Here is a 19431-nt window from a genome sequence, read left to right as displayed (position 1 = left end):
GGCGCCGACCACGCCGTACCCCTCGACCCGCGGCGCGAGGCCCGCACCCTCCTCGCCCTGGCGGACGGCCTCACCACGCACGTCCTCATCGGCCACCTCACCCCGCAAGCGGCCCGCGACATCCTCGACACCCACCTGGCCGGCCTCCTCGCCGGCCGTTGACGACCCGGTCGCAGCGCGGCAGGTCGTACCGGAGCCGCCGTCGTCGACGTACACCGGGCGCAGCGGATCTCCGTCGCCGAAGCAGGACTTGTATGAGTAATGTCTGCCGGATGGACAGCACGATGCATATGCCGACGGAAGAAGACCTGGAGCTGCTCGAGTTCGCCCGGCGCGTGGTCGAGGCCAACGGTGACGGTGAGGTGCACACCGTCGGGGCAGCCGTGCGAGACGCACAGGGCCGGATGTTCGGCGGCATCAACCTCTATCACTTCACGGGCGGACCGTGCGCGGAGTTGGTGGCGCTCGGGCACGCGCGCGCTGCGGGAGCGCGTGACCTGGCGGCGATCGTCGCCGTCGGCGACACGGGGCGCGGCGTACTGGCGCCCTGTGGCCGGGACCGGCAGGTCCTGCTGGACTACCACCCGGACATCCGCGTCCTCGTGCCGGTGGCCGACAGCATACGCAGTGTCGCGATCACCGACCTTCTGCCTCACGCCTATGTCTGGGCGGAGCAGTCCGCGATGTCCGACGGGGCCCTGAGTTCGGCCGCGACGCAGTCCCTGCATTTCCATCGCGACTATCTCGATGCCGTACGCAGTGGGCGGAAGACGACCACGGTGCGGTTCCGGGACCCTGTGGAGACGGGCCCGGTGAACATGGTGTTCGAGCTGGACGACGAGGTAGTGCTGCCGGGTGCGGTCACTCGGGTCACGTCCAAGGACGTTGCCGAGTTGAACGAGGCGGACGCCGTCGCCGACGGGTTTCGCGATCTTGCCGAGCTGCACGAAAGGCTGCGGTTCCACTACCCCGACATCAAGTCGACCGACGAGGCCGTCATCGTTCACTTCCGTCTGACGAACTGACGGCTTCACAGCGCCCGGTCAAGTCTGCGGGAGGTAGACGATGTTGGGCGTGCCCGTGGTGGGATGCGGGGTGATGTGGGTGCGGACGTCGTAGACCTCGGACAGCAGGGCTTGCGTCAGGACCTCGTCCGGTGGGCCCGACGCCACGACGCGGCCGGCCGCCAGTACGTACAGGCGGTCGCAGAAGGTCGCCGCCAGGTTGAGGTCGTGCAGGACCAGCAGGCTGGTGGCCGGAAGCCGGCGCACCAGGCCCAGGATCTCCAGCTGGAAGCGGATGTCGAGGTGGTTCGTCGGCTCGTCCAGGGCGAGCAGGCCCGGTTCCTGGACGAGGGCGCGGGCGACGAGGGCGCGCTGGCGTTCGCCGCCGGAGAGTTCGTCGAAGCGGCGTGCGGCGAAGGCGGCCGCGCCGACGGTCTCCAGGGCCGCGTCGACGCGCTGGGCGTCGTCCGGGCCGTCCTGTTCCCAGAACCGCTTGTGCGGGCTGCGCCCCATGGCGACGACCTCGCGGACCGTCAGCCCGAGGGTGCCGGCCGCGTCCTGCGGGACCGCCGCCACCCGCCGGGCGCGCCCCTTCACGCTCAGCGAGCCCGCGTCGGTCCCGTCGAGCAGCACCCGTCCGGAGGTGGGCCGGAGGGTGCCGTAGACGCAGCGCAGCAGCGTGGTCTTGCCGCTGCCGTTCGGGCCGACCACACCCACCGTCTCGCCGGGCCGGGCGGTGAGGTCGACTCCGTGCAGCAGCGGCTGCCCGTCGATCTCGTAACGCACGGCCTCCACGGCGAGTTCCACCGGACTCCCGGCCGTCATCCGGCCACTCCTTCGGTTCGGGTGGACCTGCGCAGCATCCACAGGAAGAACGGTCCGCCCACCAGCGCGGTGACCACGCCGACGGGTATCTCCTCGGGCGCCGCGGCCGTACGGGCGACCAGGTCGGCCAGGGTCAGGAACACGGCCCCGCCCAGCGCGGCGACGGGCAGCAGCGCCCGGTGTCCGGCGCCGACCACCATGCGGGCGGCGTGCGGAACCATCAGCCCGACGAAGCCGATCGCCCCGCTGTAGGCCACCAGTACCCCGATGACGAGGGAGGTGAGGACGAAGACGGCGGCCCGGAAGCGGCCGGTGTCCAGCCCGAGGGTGTGCGCGCCCTCCTCCCCCGCGAGCAGCAGGTCGAGCGGCCGGGCCAGGGTGACGAGCACGCCGGTGCCGACGAGCAGCGCGGCGGCGGGCAGGGCGAGTTCGTCCCAGCGGGCGCCGCCGAGCCCGCCCAGGGTCCAGAAGAGCACGGAGCGGATCTGGTCGGGGCGCGCGGACAGGACGAGGACCAGGCTGGTCAGGGCGGACAGGACGTACTGCACCGCGACTCCGGCCAGGATCAGCCGGCCGGTGGTCATGGTGCCGCCGCGCCGGGCCATCGCGTAGACGGCGACGAGCGCGGCCATGGAACCGGCGAACGCGGCGAGCGGCACCCCGGCCCCGGTCGCGAACCCGGCGGCGCCCGCGCCCGCGGCGGTCCCGAAGACGAGGACGAGCACGGCGCCCGCCGAGGCGCCCGAGGAGGCGCCCAGCAGGAAGGGATCGGCCAGCTGGTTGCGCACGAGGGCCTGGAGCACGGCGCCCGCGACGGCGAGTCCGGCGCCGACGACCATCCCGAGGAGCACCCGGGGCATGCGGACGTCCCACACGATGGAGGCGAAGGCCCCGCCGCCCGCCCCCGGCCCGGCGAGCAGGAGGTCGAGGACCTTGCCGGGGCCGATCCGTACGGGCCCCAGGGCGAGCCCCGCCACCCCCGACGCGGCGAGCAGGACGGCGAGCAGGACGAGGACGGCGGTGGTCCGGCGCCGCTTCACGCGGCGTCGGGGTGCAGCTGGCGGCCCAGGGACTCGGCGGCGTCGGCGACCCGCACGCCGAGGACGGCGGATGACAGCGGCAGTACGACGAACCGCTGGTTCCTGATCGCGGGAACCTGCGCCAGCGCCGGGTCGTTCAACAGGCGCCGCTTCTTGGACTCGACGGTGGTGCCGCCGTAGTCGTAGATGAGGACGACCTCGGGCTTGCGCTCGATGACCTTCTCCCACGACACGTCGCCGAAGGTGTCCTTGAGGTCGGCGAAGACGTTCGTCCCCCCGGCGCGGGAGACGATCTCGTTGCCTATGCCGTCGCCTCCCGAGGTGAAGGCGGAGTCCTCGCCCGAGTCGTAGACGAAGACGGAGGGCCTGGGCTTGTCCTTCACCCGTGCGGTGACGGCGTCGACGCGGCGCTGCTCGTCCTCGATGAGGGCGGCGCCGCGTTCGGGCACGCCGAAGGTCCGGGCGACTTCGGTGATCTCGGTCTTCAGCTGGGCGAGGCCGACGGGGCCCTGGGTGCAGTACTCCACGCTCAGGCGGGAGTTGATGCCGGACTTCGCCAGTCCTTCGCGGTCGCGGCCCTGCGCCTTGTCGAAGGCGCTGGCGTAGCCGCCGTACACGAAGTCGGGGTCGGCGCCGAGGAGGACCTCCTTGGAGGGGTACTCCTCGGCCAGCACCTTGATCTTGTCGTAGGCGGGCCGGTAGGCGGGCAGCACGGAGTCGTCGAGGTAGGCCGTGCCCGCGATCCGGTCCTGGAGTCCGAGGGCGAGCATGATCTCGGTGGCGTGCTGGTTCATGGTGACGGCCCGCTGCGGCGGCGCCTGGTAGGTGCTGCTGACACCGCAGTTGGTGAGGGTGTACGGGAACCCGGGCGCGGCTTTCGCTTCGGAGGCGGCGGGCCGGCCGGGTCCGCCGCAGGCGGCGAGCGGGATCAGGAACGCGAGGGCGGCGAAGGAGCGCAGGGCTGCGCGGGAACGCGACATGGGGAGGCCTCTCCGGGGGATCCTCGTCCCCGGTCGAAGTGAAGAGGCGGCGCGTCAGTGTCTGACTTCCGGGATCCCGCGGGCGGGATCACCGGTCACAGTGGCGGGACCGCACCGGATTCGCACCGGTTTCCTGTCCTGCGCCGCCCGGGACAACCCGGCCAAGTGTGCCAGATGCGGCCTTTTGCCCGGAACTCCAGCCCCCCGGCCGGATCCGGACGCACCGGAGGCCCGTGTCGGCGGCGGTTTGCGCGCGGGCACGGGCCTCTGGCTGTTTTCCGATGGCAGGGGCGGCAGGAGTCGAACCTGCGACCTACGGTTTTGGAGACCGTTGCTCTGGCCAGCTGAGCTACACCCCTTCGGTGGGACCAACCATGGCACGGCGCGCCGCGAAGATCCACCGAATTCCGGGGTCAAGTGGTGTGGATTTCGGCCCGGGTGTGGGCGCCGCAGGCCCGGAGCCAGCCGATCAGTTGGGTGTTCTCGCTGGTCAACGCCATGTCCAGGGGTGTCTGGGCGGCGTGGCCGATCCAGTCGATGTCCGCGCCTTGAGACAACAGGTACTGGGCCGTGGACAGTTGGCCGCCGTGGCAGGCGTTCCAGAACGCCCAGTCCACCTCCTCCGGTTCGGCCGGCTCCGCGTCGAGGAGGGCCGTGACGCGGTCGAGCAGGCCGAGGGTGGCGGCGTCGTGGAGATCGGGGCGGGCACCGTGCCCCAGGAGGCGGCGGGCGGCGCGCCACTGGCCGAAGGCGCGGGCGTCGGCGAGCGGGGTGCCGGCGCCGATCAGCCCGCCGGTGGCCTCGATGTCGGCGCCCGCCGCGACGAGGGCGTCGAGGGCCGTCACGTCGTCGTTGCTGGCGGCCCAGTGCAGCGGGGTCTCCTCGTGCGCGCCGACGAAGCGGGCCGCCGGGTCGGCTCCGGCCGCCACCAGGAGGGCGATCACCTCGGCGGTGTGCGGGCAGTGCCCCGGCCAGTCGGTGGCGAGGTGCAGCAGGCTGCGCTCCCCCGCCGCCGCGCCGCGCTTGACGACGCGGGCGCCGGCGAGCCCGGGATGGTCTTCCAGGAGCCGGCGCAATGCCGCGAGGTCGCCGCCCCGGATCGCCGCGGTGACGGCCGCGGCCAGGGGGTCGTCCGATTCCAGTCGCAGCACGGCCCGTCCTCTCCTGCGGGTACGCCGCGCCTCCCGGCCGGCGTCGGGGACTGAGCGTAGCCGCCGGGTCGGCGGGTGACCGGTGCCGACGGGCTCGGCGGGTCAGTCCTCGGGGATGACCCGGCCGTCCTCGTCGAGCGCGAGGTGGATGCGGGCGGGGTCCTGGCTGTTGATGTCGGACGGGCGCGGGCCTTCCGGTCCGTCGGGGCCCCAGCGCAGCAGGCGGCGGGTGCGGGCGATCCGGTACGTGGCGCCCTGGAATCCGAGCCGGTTCACGCGTCCGGCGCGCAGCACGTCGGCGGCTTCGGCGTAGGCGGCCAGCTTCCCCGCCGGTCCCCCGCCGGCCGCCGGGGTGCGGGCGTCGGTGTGCGGGTCGGCGTCGTCGGGGATGAGGCCGCGCATCCGGGGCCACATCCACGTCAGGGCGAAGTCCAGCGACTTGCGGGCGGCGTGCGCGCTCGCGTGCGGGCCGCTGACCGGGGTCCAGCCGCGGGCGCGGCTCTGCTCCACGACCGTGAACGTCGCGGGCAGCAACAGGACGTCGGGGTGGGTGTCGAGAGCCCGCCGCGCGTCGGCGCGCACGTCCTCGGGGAACCGCTCACCGGTGTAGCGCAGGCCGCGCAGGGCCAGCTGCTCCACGGCCTGCGTCGGGGTGACCGGCGCGGCCGGGTCCAGGACCAGGCCGCCGTCGATCCCCGGCTCCTTGACGGCGCGGTTCCAGTCGGGGGCCGGGGGCTCCGGATCGCTCGGCCGGGGCTCCTCGATCCCGCCCGGGCCCGCGCCGGCGTACTCCTCGGCCCGTACGACGCGGTACCGGGTCCCGGCCAGGTCCAGTTCGTCGACCCGCTCGCTCTCCAGCCGGGCCACAGCGGCCAGCAGGGCGCGCCGCTCCGCCCTGTCCCGGGCCTCGTCCTTGGCCCGGAACCACAGCGCCGAGTTCAGGCTGTCGCGCGCCAGCTGCGGGCAGCCGGCCGTCACCGCGATCACCACCCGCCACCGCTGCCCGTCCCCGGCGTCCTGCGCCGCGACCCCGAACAACGGCCCGCGCACCACCACGTCGCCGGCGAGCACCGTGGAGTCGGCCGCGTCGGCCTCCATGACGGCTTCCACCGGTTCCACCGGCACCCGCACCACCACCGGCCGCGTCCCGCCCGGCCCCACACCCTCACGGTCCATGCCCCCATCCTGCCGACCGCGCCCCACCCCTCCCCGGCGTCCTCCCTTCCCGGCGTGCCCGCCCCGGTTTGGGGGGGCCCACGGCCGCGTCCGGCGGGGGCCCGACCCGCCGCGGAGGCGGGCGGTGGCGGGGCCGGGGCGGTCGGAGGATCGTGGGGGTGAGGGGGCGCTGAGGCAGGGGCGGAGAAGGAGGTCCCGACGATGGGCCGCACGGGTCGCCTGAGCCGCACGGGCCACCTGAGCCGCACGGGCCGTCTGGGTCGCCTCAGCCGTCGCGGGCGCCTGCTGCCGGGCACGCTCCTCGCCGTGCTGCTGCTCGGCGCGGGGCCCGGCGGGTCCGGGGAGACCGTTCCCCTGGACGGGAACCGGCCCGGCGAGCGCCTCGACGTCACCCTCACCCGGGTCGTGGACCCCGCGGGCTCGGCCGGCGGCGACCGGCTGGTCGCCGTAGAGCTGCGGCTGGAGAACACCGGGTCCGTGCCGTACCGGGACGCGCCCGCGGCGGCGGCGCACCTCCTCGACAGCCAGGGGCAGCGGTTCACCGGCCTGACGCAGGAGTCGCGGGCCGGAGCCGGCCTGCCGGACACCGTCAGCCTCGATCCGGGCGCCGAGGTCACCGGTTTCGTCACCTTCCGGGTGCCCCGGGACGCCGGGCTCGCGGCGGTGCAGTTCGCCCTGGACGCCGGGCTCGGTGACGACGTGGGCCAGTGGAGCCTCTCCTGAACCCGGGGAACCCAGGGGCTCAGTAAGGGGAACCAGCCACAAGTTACCTCGCCGTATGTAGTGACTTAGCCGGCGTTCGACAGTAGAACTCGTTCTCACTCCGTCGAGAGTGAGGAAGGTCACATGAGTGACAAAAGCCTGCACAGCAAGGTGTCCAAGGGCGTTTCGCGCCGCGGATTCATCGCTGGAACTGGTTCTATTCTCGGAGCCATGGCCCTCGCGGTCAACACCACTCCCGCCCAGGCGAAAACCACCGTCGGCGCGGCCGCGGCGAACGCGCCGATCGACTCCGGGGCCCATGTCCCGGCCCTGGTGATCGGCACCGGCTACGGCGGCTCGGTCGCCGCGCTGCGGCTCGCCCAGGCCGGCGTCGACGTGCACATGATCGAGATGGGCATGGCCTGGGACACCCCCGGCAGCGACGGCAAGATCTTCGCCAACACGACGAAGCCCGACTACCGTTCGTACTGGCTGCGCACCAGGACCAAGGCGCCGCTCAGCAATTTCCTCGGGTTCCCCATCGACAAGGACGTCCCCAAGTACACGGGCATCCTGGACGCCGAGGAGATGGGCGGGATCATCGTCTACCAGGGCCGCGGGGTCGGCGGCGGCTCGCTCGTCAACGGCGGCATGGCCGTGACGCCCAAGCGGCAGAACTTCGCGGCCATCCTGCCCTCGGTGGACGCGGAGGAGATGTACTCCACCTACTACCCGCGCGCCAACGCCGGTCTCGGGGTGGGACTCGTCGACCCCGACTGGTTCGAGACGGTGGACTGCTACCAGTTCGCCCGCGTCGGCCGCAAGCACGCCCAGCGCTCGGGGTTCCCCTTCGTCTTCGTCCCGGACGTCTACGACTGGGACTACATGAAGCAGGAGGTCGCCGGGACCGTCCCCAAGTCCGCGGTCGACGGCGAGATCCTCTACGGGAACAACGCCGGGAAGAAGTCCCTCCAGAAGACCTACATCGCCGCGGCCAGGGCCACCGGCAAGGTCGGCATCTCCCCCCTGCACCGGGTCACCACCGTCTCCCCCTCGGGCGGTGGCGGCTACACGGTCGCCATGGAACAGCTCGACACCACCGGGGCGGTGGTGGCCACCAAGACCGTCACCGCCGACAAGGTGTTCTTCGCGGCGGGCAGCGTGGGCACCAGCAAGCTCCTGGTCCGGCTGAAGGCCACCGGCGCGCTGGCGAACCTGAACGACGAGATCGGCAAGGGCTGGGGCGACAACGGCAACGTCATGTGCGGCCGCGCGAACCACCTGTGGGACCCCACCGGCAAGGTGCAGGCCTCCATCCCCTGCGGCGGCATCGACAACTGGGACGCGGGCGGCGCCTTCGCCGAAGTGGCCCCGCTGCCCACCGGGATCGAGACGTACGCCTCCTTCTACCTCTCGATCACCAAGAACCCCAACCGTGCCCAGTTCACCTGGAACGCGGCCGCCGGCAAGGTCGACTTGAACTGGCAGACCGCCTGGAAGCAGCCCTCCATCGACATGGCGAAGACCATCTTCGACAAGATCAACTCGAAGGAGGGGACGATCTACCGGACGGACCTGTTCGGCACCAACAAGATCTGGGGCGACCACCTCACGTACCACCCGCTGGGCGGTGCGGTACTGAACAGGGCCACCGACAACTACGGCCGCCTCCGCGGCTACACGGGCCTCTACGTGATCGACGGAGCGCTGATCCCCGGCAACACCAGCGTCAATCCGTTCGTGACCATCACGGCCCTCGCCGAGCGGAACATAGAGAAGATCATCGCCACGGACCTCTGACGGGGAACGGATCCCGGGGCCGGGCGGAGGGTGGACCTCCGTCCGGCCCCGGGCCGTGTCAGCCGCTCGGCAGCACACAGACGCTGTCGAGGCCCAGCACGTGGTTGAGCCGGCCGAAGGCGAGCCAGGAGCCGATGCTCATGCTCAGCTCCACGATCTCCACCTGGCTGTAGTGCGCGGTCATCCGCTCCCAGAACTCCTCGTCCAGGTTGTGGTGGTCCAGGGCGTAGCGCTCGGCGTACTCCGCCGCGAGCCGCGTGCGGTCGTCGAAGGCCCCGGTGGTCCGCCATGCGGTGACGGCGTCGGGGAACTCGTCCTCGACCGTCTCGCCGTCCCGGTCGGTGCGCCAGTCGAGGCAGAAGACGCAGCCGTTGATCTGCGCGATGCGCAGCCGGGCGGCCTCGAACTCGCGCAGGCCGAGGGTGGTGTGGGCGTAGACGGACAGGGAGAAGTTGGCGGCGGCCATGCCGATGCCGGGGACCATGTCGCCCCACACGTACTCGATCGGGTGCTGCCCTTCGGGAATGTCGATTCTCATGGCTGTTTCCTTCCGAGTCTGCCGACTGCGGGACGCAGCGGGATGTCGAGCGCGTCGTAGAGTCCGGGCTCCGCGTCGACCAGCCAGTCGATGGCGCCGACCAGCCGGCCCACGGCGGTGGCGTTGCCGCCCGCGGAGCGGTTGTCGCCCTCGTCGGTGCACTCGACGGTGACCTCGATGCGCGGGCGGCCCTCGATGACGACGCGGTGGGCCCCGGTGCCGTCGGGCGGTGTGGGCCAGTCGGGGGCGCAGGACGGGTGGATGCGGGTGACGTGTTCGATGACGATGCGGGGTTCGCCCTGGACGATGCCCTGCACCTCGAAGCGGATGGCGCCCTGGGTGCCGGCCGCGAACTCGCCCATGGTGCGGGTGGTGACCGTGGTGTCGAGGGCGCGGCGGTCGGAGGTCTCGCGGATCTCGTCGAGTTCCACGCCGAGGGCGCGGGCCATCATCCGGACCTGTCCGCCCCACACCATGGTGGGGACGGAGGGCATGAGCATCATCGGCTCGTAGTCCATGGGCTGGCCCATGCCGACCAGGTAGCGGACGGAGTCCGGCTGGTCGTAGGTGGAGTAGTCGAAGATCTCCTGGCAGCGGATCACGTCCACCGTGGTGCCGAGGCCGCTGAGCAGCAGCGGGAGCACGTCGTTGCCCCAGCCGGGGTCGACGCCGGAGGCGAAGAGCGAGCCGCCGCCCGCCGCGACGGCCGCGAGCACCGGGTCCCGGAACTCCGGCGGGGCGTTGCGGTGGTCGTAGAGGGGGTAGAGGGCGGGGCTGACGACGGCCGCCCCGGCGGATATCGCCCGCGTGATGTCGGCGAGCGCGTCGTCGGGGCGGACGTCGCCGGACGCCGCGTAGACGACGGCGGCGGGGCGGGCGGCGAGCACCGCTTCGCTGTCGTCGGTCGCCGCCACCCCCAACGGGTGGTGGAGTCCGGCGAGTTCGCCCGCGTCACGGCCGACCTTTCCGGGGTTGTGGACGATCACTGCCGCGAGTTCGAGCGCCGGGTGGGCGTCGACGGCGCGGATCGCCGCGCGGCCGACGTTGCCCGTGCCCCAGACCACCGTGGGAATCATGCGCGGAGGGTAGCGAGGGGGCGCAAAGGTGCCCAGGGCCGTGAAGGAGGAATTTCGGACGACCGGGCGGCCGCGCGGAACCCGAGGTGGACACCCCCTTGACCCGGCTGGTCCAGACCAATAGTTTCCGGCTCACGAGCACCACTCCCCGCATCCGCAAAGGAAGCCCATGCGCCGCAGCACGCTCGGCAGGCTCGCCGTCGCCGCCTGTTCCCTCTCCTTGCTGACCGCCTTCGCGCCCGCCGGTCAGAACGGAGCGGCCGGGGACCACGACCGCGGGTTCCGGAAGGTCGGGTACTTCACCCAATGGGGGGTCTACGGGCGTGACTTCCAGGTCCAGGACCTGGAGACGAGCGGCACCGCCGCCCGGCTCACCCACGTCAACTACGCCTTCGGCAACGTCGGCGCCGACGGCAAGTGCTTCACGGGGAACGTGCCCGGCGAGGCCGACGCATGGGCCGACTACGTGCGCCCGCTGGACGCGGCGAACTCCGTGGACGGCGTGGCCGATACCGCCGAGCAGCCCCTGGCGGGCAACTTCAACCAGCTGCGGGAGCTCAAGGCCAGGCACCCCGGTCTCAAGGCGATGATCTCGCTGGGCGGCTGGAGCTGGTCCACGCACTTCTCGGACGCCGCCCTCACCCCCGCCTCCCGCGAGGCCTTCGTCCGCTCCTGCATCGACCTCTACATCAAGGGCAACCTCCCGCAGGACGGCGCCCGGGGCGGCGCGGGCGCGGCGGCCGGGCTCTTCGACGGCATCGACCTGGACTGGGAGTGGCCCGGCTCGGAGGGTGACAGCGACACGAGGTTCCGGCCGGAGGACAAGCGCAACTTCGCCGAGCTGGTCGAGGAGTTCCGCCGCCAGCTCGACGCGTACGGGCGCGAGCGGCGGCGGACGTACGAGCTGTCGGCCTTCGTCCCGACCGCACCGGCCAAGATCGACGCGGGCTTCGACGTCCGCCGGATCATGCGCGGCCTCGACTTCGTGAACCTCCAGGGCTACGACTTCCACGTGTCCGGGGAGAAGACCACCGCCCAGCAGTCCGCGCTCCGCGCCCGCGACGACTTCAGCGTGGAGGGCACCGTGGACGCCTGGCGCCGCCGCGGGGCGCCCGCGCGGAAGCTGGTGGTCGGCATGCCGTTCTACGGGCAGGGCTGGACCGGGGTCAGCGGCGGCGGCGACGGCATGGGGCAGCCCGCGACGGGACCGGCGCCCGCCACCTGGGCGGCCGGCTACGAGGACTACAAGGAGCTCAAGAAGCTGGCCGCCTCCGGGACCTACCAGGTGCACCGCGACCGGCGCGGCGGCCACGCCTGGCTCTTCGACGGCAGCACGCTGTGGACGTACGACGACCCGCAGGTGCTGAACACGAAGGCCCGCTACGTGCGCGAACAGGGCCTGGGCGGGGCGATGTTCTGGTCCCTGGACGCGGACACGGCCGAGGGCGAGCTGACGGCTGCCGTGGACCGGGGCCTGCACGGCCGCTGACCAGCCTCCGGACCGCCTCCCGACCGGCGCCGCCGGGCCGCGGAAAACCGCTCCGGCCGGGCGGCGCCCTCCACGTACGCTCCCGATCATGAGGAACTCGACGGTACGCGCGGTCAATCGGCTCACGGCCCGGTGGGCGGCCGCCGCCGGCTCCGGCGGGGAGGCGGGCACCGTCTTCACCGCGGCCGGGGTCTGGCCACTGCTCGCCCTCCTCGCGGACGGCGCGGCGGGCGCGGCCCGGACGGAGCTGGCCGGAGCGCTCGGGACACCCGCCGGGGAGGCGGCGCCGGCCGCGCGGGAGCTGCTGTCCGCGCTGGGCTCCGTACGGGGGCTGCGGTCGGCGACCGGGCTGTGGGGCCGGGAGGACCTCCCCCTGGAACCGGGCTGGTCGGCGGAGCTCCCGCCGGGTGCGCGGGGCACCCTGACCGGGGACGCGGACCGGGACCGGGCGGCGCTGGACGCCTGGGCCGCCGCACACACGGACGGCCTCATCGACCGGATGCCGGTCGCACTGCCGGAGGGCCCCGACGCGGTCCACCTGGTGCTGGCCTCGGCACTCGCGCTGCGGCTGAAGTGGATCCGGCCGTTCGACGAGGGGTTCGGCGAGGCGCACGAGGGCCCCTGGGCCGACCGGCCCCTCCTGATGCTGCACCGTCACACAGCCCTGCTGGACCGGGTCAAGGTGGCCCGGGGCACGGCCGGAGCGGTGACCCTCCTGGAGGTGGTCGGGGACGACGGGGTGGACGTCCACCTCGTCCTGGGCGAACCGGAGGCCCGGCTCGGGGAGGTGCTCACCACCGGCATCGAGGCCGTCACCCGGGACCGTCCCGCCACCGGCGTGAGCCGCCTCCCGGACGGCAATCCCGGCCCGGGCCTGTTCGTCGACTCGGTGCGCTCCCACTCCCCCGAGCCCCGGCTCTCCATCGAGACGGCGGCCTTCGAGGTGAACGCGGAGCACGATCTGCTGGAGCAGGCCCGGGTGTTCGGCCTGGAGACGGCCACCGGCCGGCGCTCCGGCCACTTCCCCGGGATCAGCCCGGAGCCGCTCGCGGTGGGCTCGGCCCGCCAGACCGCGCTGGCCCGCTTCCACGCGGAGGGCTTCGAAGCCACGGCGGTCACGGCGGTCGGCGCTTTCGCGGGCGGCGTGGCCGCAATGCCCCGCGAGCGCGACCGGACCCGCCGGGCGGAGGTGTACTTCCACCGGCCCTTCGGGTTCCTGGCCGTGCACCGCGCCTCGCGGCTCGTGCTGGCGGCGGGCTGGGTCACGGACCCGGTTGCGTACCCGGACGGACCGTAGCCGCCAGCGCGGCGGTGTCGGCGAAGGCCGGGACGTGCCCGGTGCCGCCGCGTCCGGACACCGAGAGGGAGGCGGCCGCCACCCCGTACGCCGCCGCCCGCGCGAGGGGGTCGCCCAGCGCGAGCCGGGCGGTGGTGGTGCCGGTGAAGCAGTCCCCGGCGCCGGTCGCGTCGACGGGCGCCGGGTTGGGCGGGACGGGGAGGCGGGCCGCACGGGCGCCGTCGTCCAGGAGCAGCCGGCCCGCCCCGCAGGTGACGGCCACCGCGCGGGCCCCGAGCGCCCGGTAGCGGGCCGCCGCCTCCCGCGGGTCGTCGGTGCCGACCAGGGCGAGCGCGTCGGCCGGGCAGGAGGTCTTGAGCAGCCCGGTCAGCGGGGCGATCCGCGCCAGCAGGTCCCGGGCCTCGCTCCGGCCGGTCAGCCGGGGCCGGTGGTTGGGGTCGTACGTGACGTGCCCGCCGGCCGCGTGGACGGTGTGGGCGGCGTCCAGTACGGCGTCCCGGGCGCTGGGCGAGAGCGCGCCGGTGATCCCGCTGGTGATGAGGGCCTTGGTGCCGGTCAGCAGCTCGCGCCAGGCCTCGGTGTGGGCCACCGAGAGGGTGGAGCCGGCGCTGTGGGCGCGCCAGTACACGAACTCCCGGTCGCCCTCGCTGTCGGCGCAGAGCAGGTAGGCGCCGTTCGGGCGGGGTGCGCGGTGGACGTGGGAGACGTCGACGCCCAGGTCGGCGGCGCGGCGCAGCAGCGGAACGCTGAGCTCGTCGTCGCCGACGACCGCGAGGAGGGCGGTGCGGGCCCCGGCCGCCGCGGCGGCGGCCGCGGCGTTGAGGGCGTCGCCGGAGTAGGAGATCCGCGCGCCGGTGCCGTCGGCGGCCGCGCGCAGGGGGGTTTCGGCGTGGATCTCGACCAGGACCTCGCCGAGCACGAGGACGTCGTAGGCGGAGGACGGACCGGAGGGGGCGGTCACGGTCAGCGCCCTTCGACGGCGCGGGACGACGCCGGGCCGCCGCCCCCGCACGCGGCGCAGCACGGTCCGGCCAGCTCCGCGAAGACGGCGGCCAGTTCGGACGGGTCGGCGGGCAGCCCGCTGCCGATGCCGACGGCGCTCGCGCCCGCGGCGAGCCACGCGCGGACCTCGCCGGGCCGGATGCCGCCGGTCGGGATGAGGAGGGCGTCGGGCAGGACGGCCTTGAGGGAGCGGATGAAGCCCGGGCCTCCCACATGGGCCGGGAAGACCTTCGCGGCGCCCCCGGACCGGGCGGCGGCGGCGATCTCGCCGGGGGTGAACCCGCCCTCGACGAACACCGCCGCACGCCGCCGGGCCACCTCGCGGACCTCGGGGGCGGGGTAGGGGGAGATCAGGAAGCCGGCGCCGGCGTCGAGGGCCTCCTCGGCCTGCGCGGCGGTGGTGACGGTGCCCACGCCGATCAGCGCGCGGCGGCCGAGCGCGTCGGCGAGCGGGGCGGTGCGGGCGACGGCCCCGGCCCAGCCGGGGGTGGAGGTGGTGAGCTCGACGGCGCGGCAGCCGGCCGCGAGGAGGTCCGTGGTGGCACGGACGGCCTCGTCCGCTCCGGTGCTGCGCAGGACCGGCAGCAGGCGCTGGGCGGCCATGACCGCGTACGGATGGCAGGACAAGGGACCCTCCGATGTGTTCCACGTAGTGGAACCGGGTATCGTGTGCCGGAACTCAGTGGTCCAGACCTTACCCATCCCGGGAGACGTCATGTCAACGGAGCGAAGGCCGGAAGCCGCGGACGCCCCGGCCCGGGGCGGGCGGACCTCGGCGGCCGGGTCCGCCCTGGAGAAGTCCCTGCGCATCCTGGAAGCGGTCGCGGCGCCCGGCGGGCCGCACCGCCTGACGGACGTGATGACGGCGGCGGCGGTGCCGAAGTCGAGCACCTTCCGGATCCTGGCCGCGCTGATCGAGCAGGGCTTCGTACGGACGGAGGGCGAGAGCCGCTACGGGGCCGGGCCCCGGCTGCGCGGGCTGGCGGCCCTGGCCGGCGCCGAGGAGCCGGCCGGCGTCGACGGGATCCTGGGCGAACTCCGGCGGGAGACGGGCCAGACGGTGCACCTGGCGCTGCACACCGGGGAGACCATCACCTACATCCGCAAGCTGGAGGCCGACCAGCCGTTCCGGACGGCTTCGCGCGTCGGCATGCGGATGCCGCTGCACACGACGGCGATCGGCAAGAGCGTCCTGGCCCTCCTGCCCCCGGACGAGGTCCGCGCGCTGGTCGCCTCGGCCGGCCTGCCGCGCCGCACCCCCAAGACGCTGACCACCCCGGCGGAGCTGGAGGCGGAACTGGAAGCGGTCCGCGCGCGGGGGTTCGCCGTGGACGACGAGGAGAACGAGCCCACGATCCGGTGCGCCGGAGCGGCGATCCCCGGCCCCGACGGCCGCCCGGTCGGCGGGGTCTCCGTCACCACCGTCACCTTCCTGGTCTCGCGCGCCGAGATCGAGGCCTGCGCGCCCGCCCTGAGAGCGGCCGCGCGGGCCCTCTCCCCGCTGCTCTGAACGACTCCGAAATATTTTTCCGGATTACCGTTATCGGGGCCCCACTCGACGGTCTCCCAGTTATTGGGCATCATCGACCGCCGGTACGGACAGGGACTTTCACATGAGTACACAGCACACGGCAGCGCTGGTGGCAGCGGCCCGCGCGGGCGACCCCCGCGCACAGGACGAGCTCGTCAGCACCCACCTGCCGCTCGTCTACAACATCGTCGGCCGGGCCCTGAACGGGTCCTGCGACGTGGACGACGTGGTGCAGGACACGATGCTGCGGGCGCTCGACGGGCTGGGCGGCCTGCGCACGGACGAGAGCTTCCGGTCCTGGCTGGTGGCGATCACGATGAACCGGGTGCGGGCGCACTGGCAGGCCCGCAGCAGCGGTCCGGGCCAGAGCGCGCTGGAGGAGGCCTGGGACGTCGCCGACCCCGGCGCCGACTTCGCCGACCTGACCGTCGCACGGCTCCACCTGTCCGGGCAGCGGCGCGAGACCGCCCGCGCCACGCGCTGGCTGGAGCCCGACGACCGGGCGCTGCTGTCGCTGTGGTGGCTGGAGTGCGCCGGTGAGGTGACCCGGGCCGAGATGGCCGCCGCGCTGGAACTGACCCCGCAGCACACGGCGGTGCGGGTGCAGCGGATGAAGGCCCAGCTGGAGTCGGCCCGGGTGGTGGAGCGGGCGCTGGAGTCGCAGCCGCCGTGCGAGGGGCTGCGGTCGATGACGGGCACCTGGGACGGGCGGCCCTCCGCGCTGTGGCGCAAGCGAATAGCCCGGCACGCCCGGGAGTGCCTGCGCTGCTCCGGGCTGTGGAACGGACTGGTTCCGGCGGAGGGGCTGCTGGCCGGTCTGGCGCTGGTCCCGGTGACGGCGGCGCTGCTGGCGGGCGTACGGTCGGCCGCGGCCGCGGGGTTCACCCCCGCCGGGGCGGCGTTCGCCGCGTCCGGGGCCGGGCCCACCCCGGCGGGGGCGGAGTTCGCCGGGGCCGAGACCCAGCTCGCCCCGGTGGTGTCCGGCCCGGGCCGGGCGGCCCGCCGCAAGTCGGGCGAGTCGGGCGAGCCCGACGCGTCGGCGGCCTCCGGGCGCGGGGCGCAGCGCAGGCGGCGCCAGAACCGCCGCCGGGCGATCGGCGGGGCCGTGGTCGCCGCGTGCGTCGCGGGCGGCGGCCTGGTCTACCTCGGCTCGCTCCCCGGCAAGCGGGGCGCCGAGGCGGGCGGCAGCACGTCGGCCTCCCCGCTGGCCGCGCTCTCCGCGCCGGACAGCGCCTCGCCGCTGCCCTCCGGTTCCCCCTCGGCGTCGCCGTCGCCGTCCGCGTCCGCGTCCCCTTCGGCCTCGGCGTCCGCTTCGGCGTCCCCGTCGCCCTCCGCGACCACGGAGAAGGCGCCGACGCCCACGCAGTCCAAGAGCACCCCGCCGCGTCCGGCGCCGCCGGCTCCGGCGCCCGCCCCCGCGGGCGTGGCCGGTCAGGTCATCGCGCTGGTCAACTCCGAGCGGGCGGCGGCCGGCTGTGGCCCCCTGAAGGAGGACTCGCAGCTGCGGGCGGCGGCCCAGGGGCACTCCGACGACATGGCGCGGCGGGACTTCTTCTCGCACACCAACCCCGACGGGGCCGACCCGGGGGCCCGGACCACGGCCGCCGGGTACCGCTGGTCGACGTACGGGGAGAACATCGCGAAGGGCCAGCAGACGGCGGAGAGCGTGATGGACTCCTGGATGAAGAGCCCGGGCCACCGGGCCAACATCCTCAACTGCTCCTTCAAGGACATCGGCGTGGGCATCCACACGGGTTCGGGCGGCCCCTGGTGGACGCAGAACTTCGGCGCCCGCTGACGGTCCGGCCGTGAGCGTCCGGCCCTCTTCCACCCTTTTGACTCAGAATCCGGGCAAGATAGGCCCTGGAGTCGAATCGGCAGATCAGAGGGGGACGGGTGGTGGGTCGGATGGCGAGGACGGAGCTGCGCCCGCATCAGCGGGAGGCCGTCGACGCCGTCGTGCGCGCACTGGAGCCGCCGGCGGACGGCCGGCTGCCCGTCGGGGGCCTGCGGACCCAGGTGATCATGGCGACCGGGTCGGGCAAGTCCCTGGTCGCCGTGCGCTCCGCCGATGAGCTGCGGGCGGGCCGGGTGCTCGTCCTGGTGCCCTCCCTCGACCTGCTCGTGCAGACCGTGGCCGCCTGGCGCGCGGGCGGCCGCAGCGGGCGGGCCGTGGCGGTGTGCTCGCTGCGCGGTGAGGACGCGGGGGTGCCGACCACCACCGATCCGGGGGAACTGGCCCGGTGGGGCGCCCGGCCGGTGGAGCGGGTGACCGTGTTCGCCACGTACGCCTCCCTGGGGCTGGGCACCCTCGAACGGGCGCACCTGGCGGGGCTGCCGCCGTGGGACCTGGTCGTGGTCGACGAGGCGCACCGTACCTCGGGACGGATCGGCAAACCCTGGGCGGTGGTCCACGACAACGCGCGGATCCCCTCGGCCCGCCGGCTGTACATGACGGCCACGCCCCGTGTGTGGCGCGACGGCGAGGAGACCGAAGCCGAGGCCGAGACCGAGGCGGAGACGGAGGCCGGGACCGGGGCCGGGTACGGCGAGGAGTCCGGCGGCGGTCCGCGCGGCCGGGGCGAGCTGGTGGCGTCCATGGAGGACGACCCGGAGGGTCCGTTCGGCGCCCGCTGCTACACGCTGCCGCTGTCGGAGGCCATCGACCGGGGCATCTGCGCCCCGTACCGGGTGGTCTGCGTGGACGTCAGCGACCCCGGGTTCCAGGCGGCGGTGCTGCTGGGCGCCGACGGCCGCTCGGACCGGGTGCGCGGGATGCGGCTGGCGGCGCTCCAGGCGGCGCTGGTCAAGGCGGCGGCCGACCAGGGCTTCCGGCGGACGCTGGTGTTCCACCACCTGACCAAGGAGGCCGAGGCCTTCGCCGCCGGGCTCCCGGCGGTCGCGGCGCGGCTGCGGTCCGCGAGCCGCTCCCCGCTGCCGGCGTACCCGCGTACGGTGTGGGCGGACTGGCTGTGCGGCCAGCACACGGCGGCCCACCGGCGGCGGGTGCTGGAGGCGTTCGCCGCCGACCGGGTCGCGGAGAAGGCCTTCCTGGGCAGTGTCCGGGTGCTGGGCGAAGGGGTGGACACCAAGGAGTGCGACTCCGTCTTCTGGGCGGACGTGCGCGGTTCCATGCCGGACCTGGTGCAGGCCGTGGGGCGGGCGCTGCGGATCCGGCCCGGCGAGGGGAAGGTCGCCTCGCTGGTGGTGCCGGTGCTGCTGGGGCCCGGGGAGTCTCCCGAGACGATGCTGACCTCGCGGGCCTACGGGGACCTCGCGCGACTTCTGGAGGCGCTGAGGGCGCACGACTCGCGGCTGGTGGAGGCCCTGGCCCAGCCGCAGGCGCCGGGCCGCCCGGCGTCGGCGGCCGGTGCGGGCGGGCCCGGCACGGGTCCCGGTCCGGGGGCGCGGGCGCTGCTGAGCTTCTCCACGCCCCGGGATCCGGCGCTGCTGGCGGCCTTCATCCGGCTGCGGGTGCTGAACCCGGAGCACACGCAGTGGCGGCGCGGGGCGGAGGCGGCCCGGATCTACGCCGCGACGGCCGGGGACCTGAGGGTGCCGTTCGCGTTCAAGGTCCCGGTGTCCGGCGGGGACTGGCCGGCCGCCCTGGCGGGGTTCCCGCTCGGCCAGTGGATCGCGGACGCGCGGCGGACGTACCGCCGGGGCGCGCTGGGCCGGGAGCGGACGCGGGAGCTGGACGAACTCGGCATGGTGTGGAGCCACTTCGACGTGGCCTTCGAGGAGGGGCTGGCGGCGGCCCGGGCCTGGGCGGCCGAGCACGGCCATCTGCTGCCGCCGGTGGACGCCACCTGGCACGGGG

18 protein-coding genes, 1 tRNA gene and 1 riboswitch are annotated in these 19431 nt (G+C 74.2%); of the genes, 9 read left to right on the top strand and 10 right to left on the bottom strand.

The annotated features are described in order from the left end of the window. Positions 1–162 (top strand): TetR family transcriptional regulator C-terminal domain-containing protein (locus ACFV0Q_RS22080; RefSeq protein ID WP_385007874.1); only part of this gene is annotated, 162 nt, incomplete at its 5' end. Between the two features lie 110 nt (positions 163–272). Continuing rightward, a complete protein-coding gene (locus ACFV0Q_RS22075) occupies positions 273–1025 on the top strand; it encodes an ASCH domain-containing protein (protein ID WP_385007872.1) in 753 nt (250 codons plus the stop codon). An 18-nt stretch (positions 1026–1043) separates the two neighbouring features. Here ACFV0Q_RS22075 and ACFV0Q_RS22070 read toward each other — a convergent pair whose 3' ends face one another. The 6 genes from ACFV0Q_RS22070 to ACFV0Q_RS22045 form a co-directional block, all read right to left on the bottom strand. Next, on the bottom strand, positions 1044–1829 hold the full coding sequence (locus ACFV0Q_RS22070) for an ABC transporter ATP-binding protein (protein ID WP_385007870.1): 786 nt from the start codon (positions 1827–1829) through the stop codon (positions 1044–1046). Beyond that, positions 1826–2869 carry a FecCD family ABC transporter permease gene (locus tag ACFV0Q_RS22065; protein ID WP_385007868.1) on the bottom strand — a complete coding sequence of 348 codons (1044 nt, stop codon included), beginning with the start codon at positions 2867–2869 and terminating at the stop codon, positions 1826–1828. Before ACFV0Q_RS22065 ends, ACFV0Q_RS22070 begins: the two co-directional genes overlap by 4 nt. Then, on the bottom strand, positions 2866–3849 hold the full coding sequence (locus ACFV0Q_RS22060) for an ABC transporter substrate-binding protein (RefSeq protein WP_385007866.1): 984 nt from the start codon (positions 3847–3849) through the stop codon (positions 2866–2868). Before ACFV0Q_RS22060 ends, ACFV0Q_RS22065 begins: the two co-directional genes overlap by 4 nt. Before the next feature lie 35 nt (positions 3850–3884). Beyond that, a riboswitch (cobalamin riboswitch) is annotated at positions 3885–4024 on the bottom strand. A gap of 107 nt (positions 4025–4131) precedes the next feature. Continuing rightward, a tRNA-Trp gene (locus ACFV0Q_RS22055) sits at positions 4132–4208 on the bottom strand. 54 nt (positions 4209–4262) lie between these two features. After that, positions 4263–5000, bottom strand: coding sequence for an ankyrin repeat domain-containing protein (locus ACFV0Q_RS22050; protein WP_385007864.1), 738 nt, complete (start codon positions 4998–5000; stop codon positions 4263–4265). 102 nt (positions 5001–5102) lie between these two features. After that, on the bottom strand, positions 5103–6176 hold the full coding sequence (locus ACFV0Q_RS22045; RefSeq protein ID WP_385007862.1) for a DUF5954 family protein: 1074 nt from the start codon (positions 6174–6176) through the stop codon (positions 5103–5105). Positions 6177–6377: 201 nt separating this feature from the next. On the opposite strand from ACFV0Q_RS22045, the gene ACFV0Q_RS22040 reads away from it, so the two are divergent. Then, positions 6378–6899: a DUF4352 domain-containing protein gene (locus ACFV0Q_RS22040; RefSeq protein WP_385007860.1), complete on the top strand. Its 522-nt coding sequence runs from the start codon at positions 6378–6380 to the stop codon at positions 6897–6899. Between the two features lie 123 nt (positions 6900–7022). Then, the gene (locus ACFV0Q_RS22035; protein WP_385007858.1) at positions 7023–8678 is read left to right on the top strand and encodes a GMC oxidoreductase; all 1656 of its coding nucleotides are present in this window, start codon (positions 7023–7025) and stop codon (positions 8676–8678) included. A 58-nt stretch (positions 8679–8736) separates the two neighbouring features. Here ACFV0Q_RS22035 and ACFV0Q_RS22030 read toward each other — a convergent pair whose 3' ends face one another. Then, positions 8737–9216 carry a carboxymuconolactone decarboxylase family protein gene (locus tag ACFV0Q_RS22030; protein WP_385007856.1) on the bottom strand — a complete coding sequence of 160 codons (480 nt, stop codon included), beginning with the start codon at positions 9214–9216 and terminating at the stop codon, positions 8737–8739. After that, positions 9213–10292, bottom strand: a complete 1080-nt coding sequence (locus ACFV0Q_RS22025; protein ID WP_385007854.1) for a dihydrodipicolinate reductase — start codon at positions 10290–10292, stop codon at positions 9213–9215. Before ACFV0Q_RS22025 ends, ACFV0Q_RS22030 begins: the two co-directional genes overlap by 4 nt. Positions 10293–10461: 169 nt before the next feature. Here ACFV0Q_RS22025 and ACFV0Q_RS22020 point away from each other — a divergent pair, with 169 nt between their 5' ends. Continuing rightward, a complete protein-coding gene (locus ACFV0Q_RS22020; RefSeq protein ID WP_385007852.1) occupies positions 10462–11781 on the top strand; it encodes a glycoside hydrolase family 18 protein in 1320 nt (439 codons plus the stop codon). Between the two features lie 88 nt (positions 11782–11869). Beyond that, positions 11870–13078: a serpin family protein gene (locus tag ACFV0Q_RS22015; protein WP_385007850.1), complete on the top strand. Its 1209-nt coding sequence runs from the start codon at positions 11870–11872 to the stop codon at positions 13076–13078. On the opposite strand, the gene ACFV0Q_RS22010 is transcribed toward ACFV0Q_RS22015, so the two are convergent. Further along, a complete protein-coding gene (locus tag ACFV0Q_RS22010; protein WP_385007848.1) occupies positions 13044–14039 on the bottom strand; it encodes a PfkB family carbohydrate kinase in 996 nt (331 codons plus the stop codon). The two genes, ACFV0Q_RS22015 and ACFV0Q_RS22010, sit on opposite strands and share 35 nt — an antisense overlap. 2 nt (positions 14040–14041) lie before the next feature. Beyond that, entirely contained in the window at positions 14042–14707 is a 666-nt protein-coding gene (locus ACFV0Q_RS22005) for a bifunctional 4-hydroxy-2-oxoglutarate aldolase/2-dehydro-3-deoxy-phosphogluconate aldolase (RefSeq protein ID WP_385007846.1), read from the bottom strand. An 88-nt stretch (positions 14708–14795) separates the two neighbouring features. On the opposite strand from ACFV0Q_RS22005, the gene ACFV0Q_RS22000 reads away from it, so the two are divergent. The 3 genes from ACFV0Q_RS22000 to ACFV0Q_RS21990 all read left to right on the top strand — a co-directional run. Beyond that, positions 14796–15590, top strand: coding sequence for an IclR family transcriptional regulator (locus ACFV0Q_RS22000; protein ID WP_385007844.1), 795 nt, complete (start codon positions 14796–14798; stop codon positions 15588–15590). Between the two features lie 103 nt (positions 15591–15693). Beyond that, the gene (locus tag ACFV0Q_RS21995; RefSeq protein WP_385007842.1) at positions 15694–17409 is read left to right on the top strand and encodes a sigma-70 family RNA polymerase sigma factor; all 1716 of its coding nucleotides are present in this window, start codon (positions 15694–15696) and stop codon (positions 17407–17409) included. 110 nt (positions 17410–17519) lie between these two features. Then, positions 17520–19431, top strand: a 1912-nt coding sequence (locus ACFV0Q_RS21990) for a Helicase associated domain protein (RefSeq protein ID WP_385007840.1), incomplete at its 3' end; no start/stop codon positions are given.

Origin of the sequence: Streptomyces sp. NPDC059564, from assembly GCF_042735575.1 — a bacterium.
Taxonomy (GTDB): domain Bacteria; phylum Actinomycetota; class Actinomycetes; order Streptomycetales; family Streptomycetaceae; genus Streptomyces.
Note: the sequence above shows the minus strand (reverse complement) of the source record. Positions and strands in the feature narration are given on the sequence as shown.

What these genes read in the sequence shown, in the direction of transcription:
- ACFV0Q_RS22075 (WP_385007872.1), top strand. Translation starts at nt 273, where the DNA reads ATGGACAGCACGATGCATATGCCGACGGAAGAAGACCTGGAGCTGCTC.
- ACFV0Q_RS22070 (WP_385007870.1), bottom strand. Translation starts at nt 1,829, where the DNA reads ATGACGGCCGGGAGTCCGGTGGAACTCGCCGTGGAGGCCGTGCGTTAC.
- ACFV0Q_RS22060 (WP_385007866.1), bottom strand. Translation starts at nt 3,849, where the DNA reads ATGTCGCGTTCCCGCGCAGCCCTGCGCTCCTTCGCCGCCCTCGCGTTC.
- ACFV0Q_RS22045 (WP_385007862.1), bottom strand. Translation starts at nt 6,176, where the DNA reads ATGGACCGTGAGGGTGTGGGGCCGGGCGGGACGCGGCCGGTGGTGGTG.
- ACFV0Q_RS22040 (WP_385007860.1), top strand. Translation starts at nt 6,378, where the DNA reads ATGGGCCGCACGGGTCGCCTGAGCCGCACGGGCCACCTGAGCCGCACG.
- ACFV0Q_RS22035 (WP_385007858.1), top strand. Translation starts at nt 7,023, where the DNA reads ATGAGTGACAAAAGCCTGCACAGCAAGGTGTCCAAGGGCGTTTCGCGC.
- ACFV0Q_RS22030 (WP_385007856.1), bottom strand. Translation starts at nt 9,216, where the DNA reads ATGAGAATCGACATTCCCGAAGGGCAGCACCCGATCGAGTACGTGTGG.
- ACFV0Q_RS22025 (WP_385007854.1), bottom strand. Translation starts at nt 10,292, where the DNA reads ATGATTCCCACGGTGGTCTGGGGCACGGGCAACGTCGGCCGCGCGGCG.
- ACFV0Q_RS22020 (WP_385007852.1), top strand. Translation starts at nt 10,462, where the DNA reads ATGCGCCGCAGCACGCTCGGCAGGCTCGCCGTCGCCGCCTGTTCCCTC.
- ACFV0Q_RS22015 (WP_385007850.1), top strand. Translation starts at nt 11,870, where the DNA reads ATGAGGAACTCGACGGTACGCGCGGTCAATCGGCTCACGGCCCGGTGG.
- ACFV0Q_RS22000 (WP_385007844.1), top strand. Translation starts at nt 14,796, where the DNA reads ATGTCAACGGAGCGAAGGCCGGAAGCCGCGGACGCCCCGGCCCGGGGC.
- ACFV0Q_RS21995 (WP_385007842.1), top strand. Translation starts at nt 15,694, where the DNA reads ATGAGTACACAGCACACGGCAGCGCTGGTGGCAGCGGCCCGCGCGGGC.